This is a genomic window from Gardnerella sp. C0026F2 (assembly GCF_056590715.1).
Genome location: NZ_JBWPWR010000001.1, coordinates 126,112 through 144,382, shown reverse-complemented (window position 1 = coordinate 144,382; position 18,271 = coordinate 126,112). Strand labels below are relative to the sequence as shown.

The 18,271-nt window shown below is 43.0% G+C and carries 14 protein-coding genes; 2 read left to right on the top strand and 12 right to left on the bottom strand.

Going from position 1 to position 18,271, the window contains the following annotated elements; genetic code table 11:
- The first annotated feature begins 128 nt into the window (after positions 1-128).
- Together AC1EK3_RS00445 and AC1EK3_RS00440 are read left to right on the top strand one after the other, a co-directional pair.
- Positions 129-938 (top strand): GTP pyrophosphokinase, encoded by an 810-nt coding sequence (locus AC1EK3_RS00445; protein ID WP_480033305.1) that lies wholly within the window; start codon positions 129-131, stop codon positions 936-938.
- A 184-nt stretch (positions 939-1,122) separates the two neighbouring features.
- Positions 1,123-1,869 carry a Bax inhibitor-1/YccA family protein gene (locus AC1EK3_RS00440; protein WP_480033306.1) on the top strand — a complete coding sequence of 249 codons (747 nt, stop codon included), beginning with the start codon at positions 1,123-1,125 and terminating at the stop codon, positions 1,867-1,869.
- A gap of 505 nt (positions 1,870-2,374) precedes the next feature.
- On the opposite strand, the gene tuf is transcribed toward AC1EK3_RS00440, so the two are convergent.
- From tuf to AC1EK3_RS00380, 12 genes are all read right to left on the bottom strand, one after another.
- Entirely contained in the window at positions 2,375-3,574 is a 1,200-nt protein-coding gene (tuf, locus tag AC1EK3_RS00435; protein ID WP_116711945.1) for an elongation factor Tu, read from the bottom strand.
- 168 nt (positions 3,575-3,742) lie between these two features.
- On the bottom strand, positions 3,743-5,872 hold the full coding sequence (gene fusA / locus AC1EK3_RS00430) for an elongation factor G (RefSeq protein WP_119526223.1): 2,130 nt from the start codon (positions 5,870-5,872) through the stop codon (positions 3,743-3,745).
- A 42-nt stretch (positions 5,873-5,914) separates the two neighbouring features.
- Positions 5,915-6,385, bottom strand: coding sequence for a 30S ribosomal protein S7 (rpsG, locus tag AC1EK3_RS00425; RefSeq protein WP_012914396.1), 471 nt, complete (start codon positions 6,383-6,385; stop codon positions 5,915-5,917).
- Positions 6,386-6,388: 3 nt separating this feature from the next.
- On the bottom strand, positions 6,389-6,760 hold the full coding sequence (rpsL, locus tag AC1EK3_RS00420) for a 30S ribosomal protein S12 (RefSeq protein ID WP_003813881.1): 372 nt from the start codon (positions 6,758-6,760) through the stop codon (positions 6,389-6,391).
- 267 nt (positions 6,761-7,027) lie between these two features.
- On the bottom strand, positions 7,028-8,119 hold the full coding sequence (locus AC1EK3_RS00415) for a cell division protein FtsQ/DivIB (RefSeq protein ID WP_480033307.1): 1,092 nt from the start codon (positions 8,117-8,119) through the stop codon (positions 7,028-7,030).
- A gap of 52 nt (positions 8,120-8,171) precedes the next feature.
- A complete protein-coding gene (murC, locus tag AC1EK3_RS00410) occupies positions 8,172-9,734 on the bottom strand; it encodes a UDP-N-acetylmuramate--L-alanine ligase (protein ID WP_480033308.1) in 1,563 nt (520 codons plus the stop codon).
- Positions 9,734-10,933 carry a UDP-N-acetylglucosamine--N-acetylmuramyl-(pentapeptide) pyrophosphoryl-undecaprenol N-acetylglucosamine transferase gene (locus AC1EK3_RS00405; RefSeq protein ID WP_480033309.1) on the bottom strand — a complete coding sequence of 400 codons (1,200 nt, stop codon included), beginning with the start codon at positions 10,931-10,933 and terminating at the stop codon, positions 9,734-9,736. The genes murC and AC1EK3_RS00405 overlap by 1 nt, the downstream gene beginning before the upstream one ends.
- A gap of 51 nt (positions 10,934-10,984) precedes the next feature.
- Complete coding sequence (locus AC1EK3_RS00400) at positions 10,985-12,196, bottom strand: peptidoglycan glycosyltransferase FtsW (protein ID WP_480033362.1); 1,212 nt, start codon at positions 12,194-12,196, stop codon at positions 10,985-10,987.
- A gap of 541 nt (positions 12,197-12,737) precedes the next feature.
- A complete protein-coding gene (murD, locus tag AC1EK3_RS00395) occupies positions 12,738-14,339 on the bottom strand; it encodes a UDP-N-acetylmuramoyl-L-alanine--D-glutamate ligase (protein WP_480033310.1) in 1,602 nt (533 codons plus the stop codon).
- Positions 14,340-14,363: 24 nt separating this feature from the next.
- A complete protein-coding gene (mraY, locus tag AC1EK3_RS00390; RefSeq protein WP_410297014.1) occupies positions 14,364-15,467 on the bottom strand; it encodes a phospho-N-acetylmuramoyl-pentapeptide-transferase in 1,104 nt (367 codons plus the stop codon).
- A gap of 78 nt (positions 15,468-15,545) precedes the next feature.
- The gene (locus tag AC1EK3_RS00385; protein ID WP_480033311.1) at positions 15,546-17,135 is read right to left on the bottom strand and encodes a UDP-N-acetylmuramoyl-tripeptide--D-alanyl-D-alanine ligase; all 1,590 of its coding nucleotides are present in this window, start codon (positions 17,133-17,135) and stop codon (positions 15,546-15,548) included.
- Between the two features lie 99 nt (positions 17,136-17,234).
- On the bottom strand, positions 17,235-18,248 hold the full coding sequence (locus AC1EK3_RS00380; RefSeq protein ID WP_419399175.1) for a UDP-N-acetylmuramyl peptide synthase: 1,014 nt from the start codon (positions 18,246-18,248) through the stop codon (positions 17,235-17,237).
- Positions 18,249-18,271: the final 23 nt, after the last annotated feature.

Sequence of the window (18,271 nt, the reverse complement as noted above, 5' to 3'; positions counted from 1 at the left end):
CAAAATACTTTCCTAGATTTTGCTTGCGCGCAATTACCTAAGATATTTATATCACGCTTTACAAAGAATATTACATTTACATACGCACCCCCAGACGATTAGCAGTTTTTATAGTATTATTAAAAGACGTGATACTTGATCGTCATAACTGCGTAAACGCAGCCGAACTCTATGCGCGTCTTCATAGCAACGAATCAGCTAATGAAAGCAGCAATTTAAGCAGCAATGTAAGCAATACAAAAAACCAACAAAATTGCTCCCAATGCGGCAAAACTAATTCGCTTATGCTCCCTGAAGACCAAATCGACGAATTTGTAAACATGATGCAAATTTACGAAGGAGCAATGTACGAAATAAGTACAAAGCTCGAGATTCTAGACAGCGAATTTCAAGTGCGGTTCTCTCACGACCCAATTCACCACATGGAACGCCGTCTTAAATCAGTGCACTCAATTTTTGAGAAGCTGCAAAGGCGTCATCTAGATATTTCCACACGCTCTATACGCGATAATCTTTTCGACGTAGCTGGAATTCGCGTAATTTGCAACTACTGCGACGATGTGTATTCTGTAGCGCAATATCTTTCTAAACAAACAGACATTCAAGTATTGCAAGTTAAGGATTATATTAAGAATCCAAAACCTAATGGATACCGCAGTTTGCACGTAATTTATGCAGTTCCTGTGTTCTTGTCTTCTGGAGCACACTACACGCCAGTCGAGGTGCAATTCCGAACTATTGCTATGGATTATTGGGCTAGCTTGGAGCACGCTTTAAGATACAAAGCCGGTTTGCCGGATGCAAAGTTGGCTGAACACTCTCAAACTTTGCTCGATTGCGCGCATAGCTTGCAAAATATTGAAACACAAATGCAAGGTATTCATCGCGATATTAATGGTGCTCCTCAAGTTGAAGAGGCACCTAATAGTAAGGCATAATACAAATACGAAGCGCAATTTTACGCAATATTAAGCGCAAGATTACGCAATACTAAAATCAGCTTATTGTGCAAACGTACTAAATTTCGTTACATTTTTTAGCATTTTCCCAGATGCTTTAACTATAATTATGTGAGAACGTTGTCTTGACAGCGTTTTATTTCATAGCTGTTAAGGAGAAATAATGACAAACTTTACTCAAGATTATTACAGAAGCGGTGCTCCTGAGGTTATTGACACTCAGGCAACATATGCTTTTGAAGAAGCAAAAAGAGTTTCAGTAGGACGTACTTATGGCGAAATGACGCTTGGATTGATTGTTACAACTCTTGTGGCACTGTTCACTCAGAGCGGTAATTTCTGGCTTAGATTTATGTTTGCAACCCGCGGATGGGGTTGGATGATGCTGGCAATTGCTCAGGTTGTGATAGCAGTTGTTCTTGGAACGCGCTTAATGAAGATGAGTGAGACAACAGTACGAGTTTTGTTCTATGCTTATGCTGCTTTAACAGGATTTACTTTAAGCTCAGTATTTCAAGTATTTAGCCTTGGATCCGTGGCATTAGTATTTGCTTTAACTGCAGGATTCTTCCTGTGCTTGACAATGCTTGCACTTACTACAAAAAAGGATTTGCTTAAAGCTGGTCCAATTTTAATGGTTGCATTACTTGTATTCGTTGTTGCTCAAATTATTATTTCGTTTATTGGGCAAGATACTGGAACAATGCGTCTTATGGCTGGAATTGGCATCGTTATTTTTGCAGGTTTAACAGCTTACGATGCTCAGCAAACTCGCGCATTACTTGCACAATATGAAGATCAGCCTGAAATGGTTAAGAAAGTATCTATTTTCTGCGCATTCCAGCTGTTCTTGGACTTCATTAACATGTTCATCTACTTGCTAGAGTTGCTTGGAGATAATAGAGATTAATAATACTAAAACTAACATAAGTGTGTTAGTTGCTTAGTTATTCAACCCTGCCAGATTAGTATTTGGCAGGGTTTTATTATGCGCAGTGGAGTTCTGCGCGAGTGTCTCATTTTGCTTGTTTTCAGACACTGGCGCAGTACGCAATCTGCGTTAGTGACGTATAACAGCGATTTAGCGTTACTCGCGCAGTACGCAATCTGCACCAGTGTCCCAAAAACGGTGACGCTCAAGCAGGTCGTCAGCGCACACAAAACACAACATAATTCCTAACAAACAACCACAAAAACCTGCCCTGCCTGCGTCAATAAAGCCGCAGGCAGACCTCGCTTGCGTTGAAAGCACACCGTGCTTTCAACCCTAAGCAAGCTAGGCGCTCCGAGTTGCTTTCGCGCGCTAAACCGCAGCGCTCAAGCAGGTCGTCGTGCACGAAACAACAAAAGACCCCACGAGTTTCCTCGCGGGGTCTTTATTAAGCCTTAGCTAATATTTTCAGTTAGAGAAAATACTAGGCAAGAATCTTGGTCACACGACCGGAACCAACGGTACGGCCACCTTCACGAACTGCGAAGGTCAAGCCCTCTTCCATTGCGATAGCCTGGATCAACTCAACAGTGAAGGTTGCGTGATCGCCTGGCTGAACCATCTCAACGCCGTCTGGCAAGGTGATAACGCCGGTGACGTCGGTGGTGCGGAAGTAGAACTGTGGACGGTAGTTGGAGAAGAACGGCGAGTGACGGCCACCTTCATCCTTGGTCAAGACGTAAACTTCGCCTTCGAACTTGGTGTGTGGGGTCACAGAACCTGGAGCAGCCACAACCTGACCACGCTCAACATCGGTACGGGTGATACCACGGAGAAGAAGACCAGTGTTATCGCCAGCTTCAGCCTCATCCATCTGCTTGTGGAAGGTCTCGATGGAGGTAACGGTGGTGGTCTGGGTGTCACGCAAACCAACGATCTCAACTGGGGTGTTGATTGGGAGCTTACCACGCTCAACACGACCGGTGACAACGGTACCACGACCGGAGATGGTGAACACATCTTCGATTGGCATCAAGAATGGCTTGTCAAGATCGTGAGTTGGGGTTGGAATGTACTCGTCAACAGCCTTCATGAGTTCCTTGACGGTCTCTACCCACTTGTCGTGATCTGGAGCGTCATCGTGCAAAGCACCGTAAGCAGAGGTGCGGATGACTGGGCAGTCGCGATCGAAGCCGTTTTCTTCGAGGAGGTCACGAACCTCTTCTTCGACGAGGTCGATAAGTTCTGGATCATCAACCATATCGCACTTGTTCAAAGCAACGAGGATCTTCGGGACACCGACCTGCTTAGCGAGCAAAACGTGCTCACGGGTCTGAGCCATAGGACCATCGGTAGCAGCAACCACGAGGATTGCGCCATCCATCTGAGCAGCACCGGTGATCATGTTCTTCACGTAATCAGCGTGGCCTGGAGCGTCCACGTGAGCGTAGTGACGCTCAGCGGTCTGATACTCGATGTGTGCGATGTTAATGGTAATGCCGCGTTCCTTCTCTTCTGGAGCGGCATCAATCTGATCGAAGTCATACTGAGGGTTCAGATCTGGATACTCGCCATGCAGCACCTTAGAAATAGCCGCGGTCAAGGTAGTCTTACCGTGATCAACGTGACCAATGGTACCAATGTTAACATGCGGCTTAGTACGCTCGTACTTTTCCTTTGCCATGTGTTTGTCCTCCTGGACGTCTCGTAGTTTGCCTCACACATTTGTGAGAGGTCTTTCGCTACATATTACTGGGTTTCTGGGTTAGGTGCCACTTCGGTGCCAGAACCCAGTCAACGTAGGAAATTCTAGCGTTGACCGGGGACAGAAAACACCGAAGTAGCGTGCGCTTTATTCGCCGCGCTGAGCCTTAATAATCTCGTCCGAAACTGCCTTCGGGACCTCCGCGTAAGAGTCCATCTGCATGGTGAACATTGCGCGGCCCTGAGTCTTGGAACGAAGATCGCCAATGTAGCCGAACATTTCGCTCAGCGGCACCTTGGCGTCGATAACTTTCACGCCAGTAGCATCAGTCATAGACTGGATGTTACCGCGACGAGAGTTCAAATCGCCCATGACGTCGCCCATGTACTCTTCTGGAGTACGGACTTCGACAGCCATAATTGGTTCGAGAATTACCGGATTAGCCTTAGGAGCAGCTTCCTTGAAGCACATGGAACCTGCAATCTTGAAGGCCATTTCCGAAGAATCGACATCGTGAGTCTGACCGTCGGTGACGGTTGCCTTTACACCCACAACTGGGAAGCCAGCCAAAACGCCGGATTCCATAGCTTCCTGCACGCCTGCATCGATTGAAGGAATGAATTCCTTGGTGATGTGGCCGCCGGTAACTTCGTTGACAAACTGGTAGGTTTCGCCAGATTCTGTATCGAGAGGCTCGAAGTTCATCAAAACCTTTGCGAACTGACCAGAACCACCGGTCTGCTTCTTGTGAGTGTATTCCTGGTTCATAACAGCCTTACGAATCGTCTCACGGTAAGCAACCTGTGGCTTACCAACGTTCGCTTCGACCTTGAACTCACGACGCATACGATCAACGATAATGTCAAGCTGAAGCTCGCCCATACCGGAAATCAAAGTCTGACCAGATTCCTCATCGGTCTTAACCTGGAATGTAGGATCCTCGTCAGAAAGCTTAGCCAAAGCCAAGCTCATCTTTTCCTGATCAGCCTTCGTCTTTGGCTCCACAGCAACCTCGATAACAGGATCTGGGAATGTCATGGATTCCAAAGAAATTGGGTTCTTTTCGTCGCACAAAGTATCACCAGTGCTGACATTCTTCAAACCAACGAAGGTGTAGATGTTACCAGCTTCAGCTGAATCTACAGGATTTTCCTTATCAGCATGCATCTGGAAGATCTTACCAACGCGTTCCTTCTTGGACTTCGTGGAATCGTACACGGAATCGCCTGGCTTTACTTCGCCAGAGTAAACGCGCACGAACACGAGCTTGCCATAGAATGGATGGGTTGAAATCTTGAATACCAATGCTGCGAATGGATCTGTATTAACTGGCTTACGGTCAATTTCAACAGATTCGTCGCCTGGCTTGAAGCCCTTAATAGATGGAACATCTTCTGGGCTTGGGAGGAAGTCGACAACAGCATCCAGCATTGGCTGAACACCCTTATCCTTGAATGCAGAACCGCAAGTTACTGGGAAGGCCTTACGCTCAATGGTAAGCTTACGGATACCAGCGCGCATTTCCTCTTCAGTAAGTTCGCCAGTTTCGAGATACTTCTCAACCAGCTCATCGTCAGCTTCAGCAACCTGATCCATAAGTTCAGCACGATACTGCTCTGCACGTTCCTGCAAATCTTCAGGAATGTCAACGGTGTCATAGTGAGCACCCATATCGTCCTTAACGTCATTCCAGACGTAAGCCTTCATACGAATCAAGTCAACAACGCCGATGAAGTCGTTTTCAGCACCGATTGGAAGCTGAATAACGAGTGGAGTTGCACCGAGCTTCTCCTTGATGGTCTTGACGGAATAGTAGAAATCAGCGCCAAGCTTATCCATCTTATTGATGAAGCAGATACGTGGGACGCTATACTTATCAGCCTGACGCCACACGGTTTCAGACTGAGGCTCCACACCTTCCTTACCATCGAAGACTGCTACAGCACCATCGAGCACGCGAAGGGAACGTTCCACCTCAGCGGTGAAGTCCACGTGGCCTGGGGTATCGATGATGTTGATCTGATAGCGATCATCAACGTCATGAGTCTGACGCTTCCAGAAGCAGGTAGTTGCAGCAGACTGAATAGTAATACCGCGCTCCTGCTCCTGAGCCATGAAGTCCATGGTAGAAGCACCATCATGAGTTTCACCGATCTTGTAGTTCTTACCAGTGTAGTAAAGAATACGTTCGGTGGTAGTAGTCTTACCAGCATCAATGTGCGCCATGATGCCGATATTACGAACCATATTCAGGTCGTTAAGCACATCTTGTGCCATATTCTTATCCTTAGCTCTTTAAGATACCGATTATCTTGTGGATTACCAGCGATAGTGAGCAAAAGCCTTGTTTGCTTCTGCCATCTTGTGGGTATCCTCGCGGCGCTTCACGGAAGCACCCAAGCCATTGGAGGCATCGAGAATTTCGTTGGCCAAACGCTCAGCCATAGTCTTTTCACGACGAGCGCGTGAGAAGTCAGTAAGCCAGCGGAGGGAAAGAGTGTTTGCACGAGCAGGCTTAACTTCGACTGGAACCTGGTAAGTTGCACCACCAACGCGGCGAGAACGAACCTCAAGATTTGGACGAATGTTATCAAGAGCGCGCTTCAATACAGAAACTGGCTCCTGCTCGGTCTTTGCCTTCACCTGCTCAAGAGCGGTGTAGACGATGTTTTCTGCGATGGACTTCTTACCATCGAGAAGGATTTTGTTAATCAACTGAGCCACGACGGTCGAGCCGTAGATTGGATCAGGAAGCAGTTGATGCTTTTTTGCAGGTCCTTTACGTGACATGTTTTACTTCGCCTTCTTTGCTCCATACAGGGAACGACCCTGCTTGCGGTCCTTGACACCCTGGGTATCTAATGCGCCACGCACGATGTGGTAACGCACACCTGGGAGATCCTTCACACGGCCACCACGCACGAGCACGATGGAGTGCTCCTGCAAGTTGTGACCTTCGCCTGGAATATAGGCGGTTACTTCAATACCAGAGCTGAGGCGCACACGAGCAACCTTACGAAGCGCGGAATTTGGCTTCTTAGGAGTGGTGGTGTACACACGGGTGCACACGCCACGACGCAGCGGGCTACCCTTCAAGGCCAAAGTCTTTGACTTTTTCGGCTTGGCCTGACGTCCTTTACGGACAAGTTGTTCAATCGTAGGCAACTTAAGTTCTCCGATTCATTGTTATCTTCTATTTGGTGAAAACCGCCACACTGCAGCACACCATAACCAAAGAATCGGTTAAAGAGTAAAAGCCACAGTCCACCGGCCCGATGGCCCTCGCGCCTCCAGCCACACATTACTGCACGCTATCTTTGGCACTTGGGATATCCCAACACGCACGCCTATAACATAAGGCACGCCGTTGGCACACACAGACTACTATTATACACCTAATCTTGACAATGTAATTAATAAAGTTTTAAAACCCTATTTAAGAATTGGACGCACAGGAGCAGACACATCTAAGCTGCGTTTGTTCCCAATTTTACTAGGATCATCAATAATCTTGGCAACAATAGCTTTCTTTAACTCAATCTGAGACGAATTGCCCCATATGATAGTTTTTTTAACATCCCCTAATTCTGTTTCGACAGAATCTTGAGTTTTTGCACTAACTTTCGTAACTCTAGCTCGCAAAGATTCCGAAAGTGAACTAACAATTTTTACAGCTTCAAGTACCGCTCTATTATTCAAACTTCTTTGCACATTTGAAACTTCAATAACAGGTATTCCTTGTGTTGTAACTTGAGCTACGGCATTTAACACGCGACCTTTAGCGTCGACAGCAGTTAATTTATTGCTATCTCGAGTTTTGAGCATTGCTGCAGGACGTTGCGCATGTACAGAAACATGCAAACCATTAGGAAAATTCTTAGAAACTTTTGCTTCAGTTACGCCAGGAATATCGTTAAGTTGGTTAATTACTTCTTGAGAAGAAACTAAAAATAGCGATTTACCAACTTGAGTTGACGCAATTGAAGCAATTTTTTGCTCACTCACCCACTCGTTAGATCCAGAAATACTTATATCGCTAGACTTAAGAAGAAAAACTGGCGAGAAGAATAAAAACCAAACAATCGCTGAAACAGAAGCAATCACTGCAAGAATTGCAAGAATTCGTTTAACAGTAAATTGCAAATAAGCAGATTTACGTTCTTTCAAACGCTCTCGAAAATTAATTATTCTAGGACGAGTAATCATTCCAAGAGAACCAGAAGTTTGACTTAAAGTTTTTCTTACAAAATCAAGCTTCGGCAAAAGTCTAGCGTCAACAAACTTACCTTGATGATTTTTTTCATTGACATCAGCTACTCGTATTTGCGATGTGTTTTGGCTGATTATATGCCTTTGGAAACGCTGGTCTTTGCGCAACGACGAAGCACTACGACGAGACGCAATGCTGCTTGATTTATTACTACGAGACTCTTCAGTATGCGCAATATTAAGACTTGAAACGGTACGACGATGCGAATTATTTGCATCAGCATCGTACGATTTGCTTGACCTCACGCGACCCATAATTGCCTCTCGTAATAATTTATTTATACTTTAATCGCTTAATTTCAAAGCACTACAATGCTTCTAGCATAACAGACGTCATAGCAGTAATACTTCCTGCACCAACTGTAAGCAGCACATCGCCAGATTTTGCACGCAAAGCCAGTTTCAACGCAGCTTCGCGCATATCGTCAACCGCTTCAATTTTTACATCAAGATTCTGCGATTTTGCAGCTTTAACAATAGTTTCAGCATTAATATTTGGAAAATCTTCCTGCTTTTCGCGAGCTGGGAAAATTCCTGTAACAATTACGTCGTCTGCAAGAGCCAAAGATTTTGCAAACTCACTAGCAAAAGCCTGCGTTCTGGAGAACAAATGAGGCTGAAACAGCACGCGAAGGGTGGAAGAAGTGTACTTTCTTCGAGCAGCGCGCAATAATGCAGCTATTTCAGTTGGATGGTGAGCATAATCGTCTACAACTGTCACACCATCAACACATCCACGAATATCAAAACGACGAGATGCACCTCGGAAGCTTTCTGCACCACGAGCCGCATCTTCTGGATCCATACCGAGCAATACTGCAGCAACAATAGCTGCAGAAGCATTAAGCGCATTATGCAAACCTGGTATTAACAAGCTAACTTGCACCTTGTTTGAACATTTAGCATGTTCATCCAAAATTTTTTCTGGCAATACAAGCGTAAACATTTCTCGACCACTTACAGCTTGCTCATTTTCATGCTCAATACTTGCGAACATGGCTAATTTTTGTACGCGCGAGCTGACTTTTAGGCTCCAAGTATCCAAATTACCGTAAGCAATTGTTTTGTTTAAAATATTATCCGGCATAGCTTCAAGTACTTTTCTAGCACCTTCGTCTTCTGCACAAATTATTACGTTATTAACGGCATGACTTACGTGCTCAACAAATGCTTCTCTGTATCGTTCACTAGAGCCATAATGATCCAAGTGATCTGCTTCAGCATTTGTTACGATTGCAATACTTGGGCTGTATTTTTCAAAACTTCCGTCAGATTCGTCAGCTTCAGCAACCATAACAATTCCATTGCCAGCATGACCGCCGTCTAAAACTGTTCCGTCTGCAACTTGAATAGATCCGCCGATTGCGTAGCTTGGATCAGCCAAATCACCTACTGCAGCCACAGTTAATATATGAGAAAGAAGTGAGCTAGTAGTTGTTTTCCCATGCGCTCCAGCAACAGTCACGCCAGTTTTTGCAGATAATAATAACGCAAGAATATCGCTGCGATGAACAAGTTTTATGCCACGCTCATATGCTGCCATAATCTCCGGATTGCTCGGTTTAATAGCACTTGAATACACGAGTACATCTGCATGCTCAACATGCGAAGCACTTTGTCCAATTTCTACTTCAATACCTAATTCTTCCAAGCGTTGAGTGTGATCATTTGCTTCGCGATCGCAACCGCTTACGCTTACTCCCTCTTCATGCAACATTTCTGCCAGAACACTCATTCCAGCTCCACCAATGCCAATAAAATGCACTCGCCCTAATTTTGAAATAGTTTGCGAATCATCAAACGCTGATTTTACTGGGTTTAAATCAATGTTGTTATGAGATGAAGTTGTATTGCTATTAAGATTAGTCATTACTTTCTGCTTTCTTTTGCGATTTCAAGAATACGCTTCGCCATAACGTCTGCAGCATCACGAATACCATAATTCCAAGATTTAGTGCGCATAGCTTGTAGTTGATTTTTGTTTTGCAATAAAGCTAATCCTTCATCTATAAACCACTTCGCATTGAAATCAGCATCATTTACCATTAACGCTCCCCCTGCATTTACTACAGGCTCAGCATTGAAACGCTGCTCGCCGTTGCCAATAGGCAATGGCACGTATACAGCAGGTAAGCCAAGTGCAGAAATTTCTGCAACCGTTCCAGCTCCTGCACGACATATAACTAAATCTGCGCAAGCAAAAGCCCAATCAATACGCTCTAAATATTCTGCAATATGATAATCGCCACAACCAGCATGCTCTGGTTTAATATCGTTTATTTGCGATTCGCCTACTTGCTTTGCAACTATATTTCGCACTTCTTCCGCTTTTTCGCGACCAGTTAAGTGAATTACTTGCGCATGTTTTAAAATATCTCCTGCTGCTGCAGCAACAGCTTGATTTATGCTTTTTGCACCCAAAGATCCGCCGGTAACAAGAATAATTGGACGTTTAGGGTCAACGCCAAGTTTTTGCGCACCTTCAACGCGAGCGGAATCATAATCTTTTTCTAATCTTTCACACAATTTAGAAATAGCAGGTCTAAGAGGTAAACCAACTCTTTCAACTTTGACACCTTTTCGTGTGCGCAAATCAGTATTCCCATAAACTGTTCCAACAGCATCAGCCCAACTTGCACCCAAGCGATTTGCCATTCCAGATTTAGCATTCTGCTCGTGAATCACAATAGGAATATGCTGCGCATGAGCTTGAGAATATACTGGAGCAGAAGCATAGCCACCGAAGCCAACTACTATATCTGCTTTTCTAGTAGCTAGTATATTTCGCACTTTGCGTTTTTCGCGCATCCATCGAATTGGAAACTTAATTGCATCTAGATTTGGCTTACGCGGGAACGGCACTTTTTCTATAGTGTCAAGTTCGTATCCTGCATTCGGCACAAGACTTTTTTCCAAACCAACTTCTGTGCCAATTACACTAATTAACGCTTCAGGATTGAGCTTTTTAATCGCGTTTGCAACAGAGAGCAAAGGATTGACATGACCTGCAGTACCCCCGCCTGCAAGAACAATATGCACTTCATGCTCAATAGCATTATCAAACTTCATTTCACTACCCTTGTTATAACTTTCATATTATGAAAAAGTTGTAAATACTTACTACTTCGATATAGTAAGTTGCGGATTGGAACGCATAAGACCATCAGCTACGCCAATTGCAACCAAACACATAACAAGCGAAGATCCACCTGCGGACACAAACGGCATAGGCACTCCCATAACCGGAAGTATTTGCACAACAACGAGAATATTAACTAATCCTTGTCCTACAATCCACGTTGCAATACACATTAATGCGATTGAAATAAATTGCGATTTCGCTTTTAATGCTGAAGATAGTATGCACCAACCAATAATTACGTATAGCAAAATCACTGCTGCTGCAACCAAAAAGCCCATCTCTTCGCCAATAATAGCGAAAATAAAGTCATTGTGAGCGTAAGGCAAATAATTCCATTTTTCACGAGAGTTTCCGATGCCAACGCCTAATAGTCCACCAGAAGCCATTGCATATTGAGCATGAATTGCTTGGAAGCAAACGCCTTTAGCTGCTTTTGAATCACATCCGTGCAAAGTAGCAAGAATACGTCGCATACGATTTTGGCTTGTCAAAACAAGCATAGCGACCATAGCAATAGCAATAAAAATACTTCCTATCAGCCAGCGCGTAGGGAATCCACCAAGATAAAAAGCTATAAGTGCAATAAGAATAATAATTAAAGCAGTACCAAGATCCTTACCTGCAATAACAAGCAACAACGATACGCCGAGTCCTGCTACTACAGGAATATACGCGCGCATCTGCACACGCTCATATGCTTGTTTTGCAGCAATCAAAGCCATTGGAAGCCAAATACATAACGCAAGTTTCGTAATTTCTGCAGGCTGCAAAGTAATAGGTCCAAAAGCAATCCAACCAGCATTACCATTAACTTCACGTCGTAAACCTGGAACAAATGTTAAGAACTGTGCAATAACAGAAATAACGTAAATAACAGCAACGTATCTTCTATAAACTGTAACTGGAAGTCGAGAAGCGAAAATATAGCCAATTAAGCCTAAAACGCAATACATTGTTTGGTTTACGCCTTGACCCCAAGGTGCAATTCCGTAGGTAATCATAGTTACTGAAGAACTAGAAAACACCATGAATAAGCCGAAAATCGACAGTATAACTACTGATACTCGCATGCCGTATAAGCACCACAGTGGGTTAGTTAAACTGCGCAAGCCAACATATTTCTTTAATTCTGAATCTTGAGTTTTGCGCTCTAACGAGTTTTTTGAGTAGTCTTTTTTCGAGGAAAATATTCCAGATACAGTATGTGCTAATTTTGCGTATTTAATTGATTTTGCCGGTTTTGCCGGTTTTGCAAGTTTTGCAGGCTTCACAGGATTGACAAGATTTGCTTGCTTTACAGGCTCTACAAAATTAGCTGATTTTACAAGCTTGGCTGATTTTACAAGATTAGCTGGCTTCACTGGTTTTACCGGCTTTGCTAGTTTAGCTGGTTTAGCAACTTTCGACTTCTTTACATCTTTTACAAATTTTACAGATTCATTTAAAGAAGAGCCTACAGATTTGCTAACTTTAGTAACAGAATTACTTACGGACTTACTTACAGACTTTCCTACAGATTTGCCTAATTCCTTACCAGCTTTGCTTGCATACGCTCCTACTTTGCTTACGGACTCGCCTACTTTACTTGCTGACGTTCTAATAGATTTTTTAAAAGATTCGAATTTTTGTTTTTTAGAAGAATGAGAAGAATCTGAATCTGCTTCAATATGATCTTCCATAATAACTTCTGAGACTTTGCGCGTTAATGAACGCAAAAACTTTTTAGGCTTATTACTGTTGAACACCATGATTATGCACCCATCGTTGAGATTCTTTAGCAAAACGATTGCCGCGATCGGCGTACGAAACAAATTGATCCATAGAGGCACAAGCAGGAGCAAGCAGAACAACATCACCAGGCTTAGCATAACGCCCAGCAGCTTCTACAGTTTGACGCATAACAGCCTCACCGAATGAAGAATCAGGATTTACAAGCGAAGTATTCTCAATATTCTCATAAACTAAGTCATCAACGCAATCATATGATTTAGCGCAAGAACCATCCTGTGAAACAATAGTTACTGGAATGTGAGGAGCTGAACTGTGAAGAGCTTCAACAATTGGACGTTGATCTATTCCAATAACAACAACTGCTTTAATCACATGAAGTTGGTTTGCAATTAAATCTTCAAAATGACCACCTTTAGCTAAACCACCAGCAATCCAAACAACCGAATTATTAGCAAAACTAGCTAAAGATGCACGAGCAGCATGAGCATTAGTTGCTTTAGAATCATCTACAAATCTAATACAATGCGAAGGATTTTCATCTTCAGACATCAAAGTCGCAACTGTTTGAATGCGATGACCTCCAGGAGCAAACTCGCGTAAAGCACGAACTGAAGAATCTACATCACCAGTTAAACCTAAAGCTAAAGCTAAAGCAGTAAGAGCATCAGCTAATAAATGCGGATACACACTGCCATCAGGCTCGCACAGATGTTTTAGCTCACGCAATTCGACAATAGGTTTTAGAGTGCCTTTAGTTCCTCCAGCAACACCGCTGTTATCGACAATCCAACCGTCTTTTACGCCAATTTCACCATCTTTAGGCTCTTCTAACGTAAAACCAATTTTTTTACAGCCATCAGCAACTTGTGCACAATCTGCCAATTTGCTTACACGCTCATCTTGAGCATTGTAAACCAAAGCTTTTTGCACATTATTAAATACTTTTGACTTGTCACGAGCGTACGCTTCCATGCCACCATGCCAATCTAAATGATCAGCAGCAATATTAGTAATAGCAGCACAGTCAAGAGCTAAAGAATCAGTGAAATGCAATTGGAAAGAGCTTAATTCAACGCATAAAGCATCATGCTCACATTCCAAAGCAGCATGTGACACAGACTTTCCAATATTTCCCACGGCTGGAGCATTTAATCCGCAAGCGGTTAGCATTGCAGAAGTCATTTCTGTAGTAGAAGTCTTACCATTTGTGCCAGTAATGCCAATCCAATAAGCAGGTTTATTCGTGCGCTTAGAAGGTACGCGCAAGCGCCACGCTAATTCAACTTCGCTCATTACTGGAATATTGTGCGATGCAGCTTCTTGCAAAAATGGCGTGCGAGGATTAAATACTGGAGATGTAACAACAGCATCGATTTTAGACCAGTCTATTGCTGAAAAATCATGTATATCGGCATCAGGCTTATTTTCGTCTGCAGTCACAGGCTCAGATCCAACAGAGCTCAAAACCTCAGCTGCACCACGACCAGAAACTCCAAGACCTGCAACTAATACACGCTTAAAAGCAAATGCTTTATCGCTTGTGCATGACTTACATGTAGATTCAGACGAAACAGATACGTCATTGCCATCGACAATATTCATATTGAAGCCTTCCAATTTTTGAAATTAAATAAGCAAGCCAGAACGCCCTGCCCAATCAGCGTAGAACATCATAAGCGCAGAAAGCACAAACATAAGCTCAATCATCCAGAATCGCACAACAACCTTGGTTTCTGTCCAGCCGAGCAATTCAAAATGATGATGAATAGGAGCCATTTTGAACACACGCTTATGCGTAGCTTTAAAGAATCCAACTTGAATAACGTCACTTGCAGCTTCCATTACAAATAATCCGCCCAAAATCACGGCCAAAAACTCTGTGTGAGTTGCAATCGAAAGAGCTGCAAATAATCCGCCTAAAGCCAACGAACCAGTATCTCCCATAAATACTTGAGCAGGATTCGAATTAAACCACAAGAATCCAAAGCAAGCAACAGCAGCACAAACAGCAATAATAGTTAAATCGAGAGGGTCAGAAACAGCGTAAGAGAATCCAAAATGACCGCCTCCGCGCACATGGTAGCTTTCCCAAAAAGCAATCAAAGCGTAACCAGCAAAAGCAATCATAGAAGATCCAGAAGCTAAACCATCAAGTCCGTCAGTCAAGTTTACAGCGTTAGACCAAGCAGCAATAAGGAAATTAACCCAAACAATAAATACTACGATTCCTACACCTTTACCGAGTATAGAAAAATCAAAAAATGGTTTTTCAATAAAACTCATTCCAGGTTGAGCGCTAGCAATACCAGATTGAGTTGGCAATAGCAATGACAAAAGCGCGTAAATACTTGCAAAAATAATTTGACCAGTAAACTTCGCATGTACAGAAAGACCAAGATTCTGCTTCTTACGAACCTTAGCAAAATCATCAATAAAGCCAAGCAAACCCATTGAAAGCATTGCAAACAGCACCAAAACAGCAGACCATGAAGGCGAGCGGCCAACAGAAACATATCTATAAAGAGCAGAAGCAGCCCAACCTGCTACTACAGCAAAATTAATAACAACACCACCCATAGTTGGCGTGCCACGCTTTACTAAATGAGATTGTGGTCCATCTTGGCGAATGTACTGACCGTAGTGCAAACGATGCACTAAACGAATAAGCAAAGGCGTGCCAACAATCGTAACTACGAGCGACACCACAATTCCTACAATAAGCGCAATCACCGCTTAACCTCCGTCTACTGTTCCGTTTGCTATAATACTTAATTTATTAATTTCACACTTATATTGAGCATCGAGCAATTAAATATTTGCCCAATGTTCAGCAAGCACACTCAAGCCTGAAGCATGAGAGCCTTTCAATAACACAACACTACTCGGATGCTCGGCCACAATTTTCCAAACAATATCATCAGCCTCATCCGCACTGTGTACAAAATAGACTGCATCATTAGAAGAAAGTAGTTTATTATTCCAAGAAGAACGCGCACCTTGAGCAATACAGTGAGCTAATTTATCTAAGTCAGAGTCCGTTTTTGAACCAACAGCAACAACCGCATCGACACTCGAATTTGCCACATATTCTCCAATATTTGTGTGCAATTCATCTTCGTTGCTGCCAAGCTCCAACATAGAACCAAGAACCGCTATACGGAAAGGTTTCGAAGATGCACTACAAGAATCATTTTCATAAGCGCACAAACCATCGATTCCTGCTTTCATAGAATCAGGATTTGCATTAAAGGAATCGTCAATAAGCGTAAATTTCTCGTCATTTTTCGAAACTGTACTCAATTGCATGCGATGTGGGCTAATATGCGAAACTTTAGACAGCACAGAAGCAATATCATCTAAAGTCATTCCCAAATATCTTGCAACATTTGCTGCTGCAAGTGCATTCATAACATTATGCTCGCCTTGTATAGCAAGATGCGCCTCAACATGATTGACTAAATCAGAAGAATTAATGCGTTCAGTGATAGTAAAAACTGCTTTACCAAAAGAATCTAACTTTATATTGCTAGCTGAAAGTTGGTAGTCATCTTTACTAGCTGATTCCAGCAATCCATTTTTAGCATTTCTACCAAACCAGCGCACATGCTTATTTTCTACAAGACAAGACATTGCAGAAACTCGCTTATCGTCAGAATTTAATACTGCTATGCCATGTGGCAAAAGCCCACGCACAATCTCACTTTTTGCTTGCGCAATTCGCTCAACTGAGCCAAATTCACCTAAATGAGCCACACCAACTTTAAGCACTATTGCGAGATCCGGAGGAGCAATATGAGTTAAATTGGCAATTTCGCCAACATGGTTAGCACCCATTTCTGCTATTAAAAATCGAGTATTACTGCCAACTTGCAAAGCAGTAAGAGGCAAACCAATATTATTATTAAAAGATCCAACAGGAGCAACTGTTTCGCCTAGCGTGCTCAACAAAGCCTTCAACATATCTTTCGTTGTTGTTTTGCCAACGGAACCAGTAATACCAATAATAGTGAAAGGTTTGTTAAGATTGCGGCGAAGTTCCAAATTATGTTTAGCTAGCAAACCCAGCGCTTCTACAGAATTATTAACAACTATTTGATTGAGATTAGTGCCTTCGACAACATGTTCAACAATAGCTACAACAGCTCCAGATTTTTCAGCATTCTTTACATAATCATGACCGTCAACATGTTCACCAACTATAGCTACGAACACAGAACCTTTACGAATTTGACGAGAATCACTAAAAACGGAATTTGCAACTAAATCTGTGCCACAACTATTAAACTCGTGTATTTCACCATGAACAGCTTTAGCAATTTCGCTTATGCTCATAGGCATCATATCGGCATGATCTAAACTCTTAGCATTGCTGGCACACGAAGTTTCAACACAACTCATAACATCCTCCAAATTAGCAACATAATTAAAAGCTCTTAAACAAAACTCACGCAATTAATTTATTTGAAAACTCGAATGAAATCAGCGCTTCATCACTATTCAGTGCAATTCATGCGAAACTCGAAGCGCACTTTTAATAGTCCCACGACGAACACCAGCAGCTAACACCATTGCAATAGATAATGAAAGATGCCGCTGCACATCATTGCCACCAATTTGATCCGCTAATTCAGCTAATTCGTCAGACTCAGCCGATCTAGTAACACAATAAGCGTGCTCTCTTCCAGAAAAACCATAACGTTGACGCAGCGCATAAAAACTCATGCCGGTTGCATATGCCGGGTAAAGCGGTGAAGAAGATGTCTTTGCACTAACTTTCACATTTGATACCGCATCTTTAGATTCAGTCTCATCTTCAGATTCAGAATTAGATTTAGAATCAGATTCTGCTCCAGAATTGCTTTCATTCTGAGTTTGCTCAACGCCAAGAACATCAATACTAACGGATTGTAACGCGTTCTTAGCTAAAGTTGCAGAATTAAGTGCAATAACTACTGCAGCAGCACCATCTTCTGCACAAACTGACAGAGTATGCTGAACATCAGCAATATTTAACGGATATTCCAGCGAAAGTTCACGCTGCAAAGAAGACGAACCGGCGTCACTAATCACGCCAACAGGATTACCAAGCATGTGTAAAAAGTCTGCCAATCGCAAAACATTAGCATGAATTTCATCATCATCGTCACCTGCAACAGCAAAAGTTGCGATGCAAGAAGAAGGATCGAAATTAATATCGCAAGCAAGCTTTCCAAGAGCAACAGGATTAGCAGAAGATACAAGTAGCGGTATTCCTAAATCCACAGCTTCATTACGAAACTCCGGTGGAACTAGAGCAGCATACGCTCCAGCATCTCTAGCAGCCTCAAGTTGACGACGATCAACGTGGCCGAGCGGCACAAACAGGCAACCAGGATGCACTTGACGCACATCATGAGCAATAGAAGTAACAGTTACCTCAGATGCAAACGCTGGAACAACTTCAAAACCATAGTTTTTTGCAGCAAAACCTAAAGTAACTCTTACTCTTGAATATTCATCAACCACATTCATTGCACACCCTACTTAGTATTAAA

Coding starts and splice junctions, on each gene's coding strand:
- AC1EK3_RS00415 (WP_480033307.1), bottom strand. CDS start 8,119: ATGGGTCGCGTGAGGTCAAGCAAATCGTACGATGCTGATGCAAATAAT.
- murC (WP_480033308.1), bottom strand. CDS start 9,734: ATGACTAATCTTAATAGCAATACAACTTCATCTCATAACAACATTGAT.
- AC1EK3_RS00385 (WP_480033311.1), bottom strand. CDS start 17,135: ATGAGTTGTGTTGAAACTTCGTGTGCCAGCAATGCTAAGAGTTTAGAT.
- fusA (WP_119526223.1), bottom strand. CDS start 5,872: ATGGCACAAGATGTGCTTAACGACCTGAATATGGTTCGTAATATCGGC.
- rpsG (WP_012914396.1), bottom strand. CDS start 6,385: ATGTCACGTAAAGGACCTGCAAAAAAGCATCAACTGCTTCCTGATCCA.
- AC1EK3_RS00380 (WP_419399175.1), bottom strand. CDS start 18,248: ATGAATGTGGTTGATGAATATTCAAGAGTAAGAGTTACTTTAGGTTTT.
- murD (WP_480033310.1), bottom strand. CDS start 14,339: ATGAATATTGTCGATGGCAATGACGTATCTGTTTCGTCTGAATCTACA.
- tuf (WP_116711945.1), bottom strand. CDS start 3,574: ATGGCAAAGGAAAAGTACGAGCGTACTAAGCCGCATGTTAACATTGGT.
- AC1EK3_RS00405 (WP_480033309.1), bottom strand. CDS start 10,933: ATGAAGTTTGATAATGCTATTGAGCATGAAGTGCATATTGTTCTTGCA.
- AC1EK3_RS00440 (WP_480033306.1), top strand. CDS start 1,123: ATGACAAACTTTACTCAAGATTATTACAGAAGCGGTGCTCCTGAGGTT.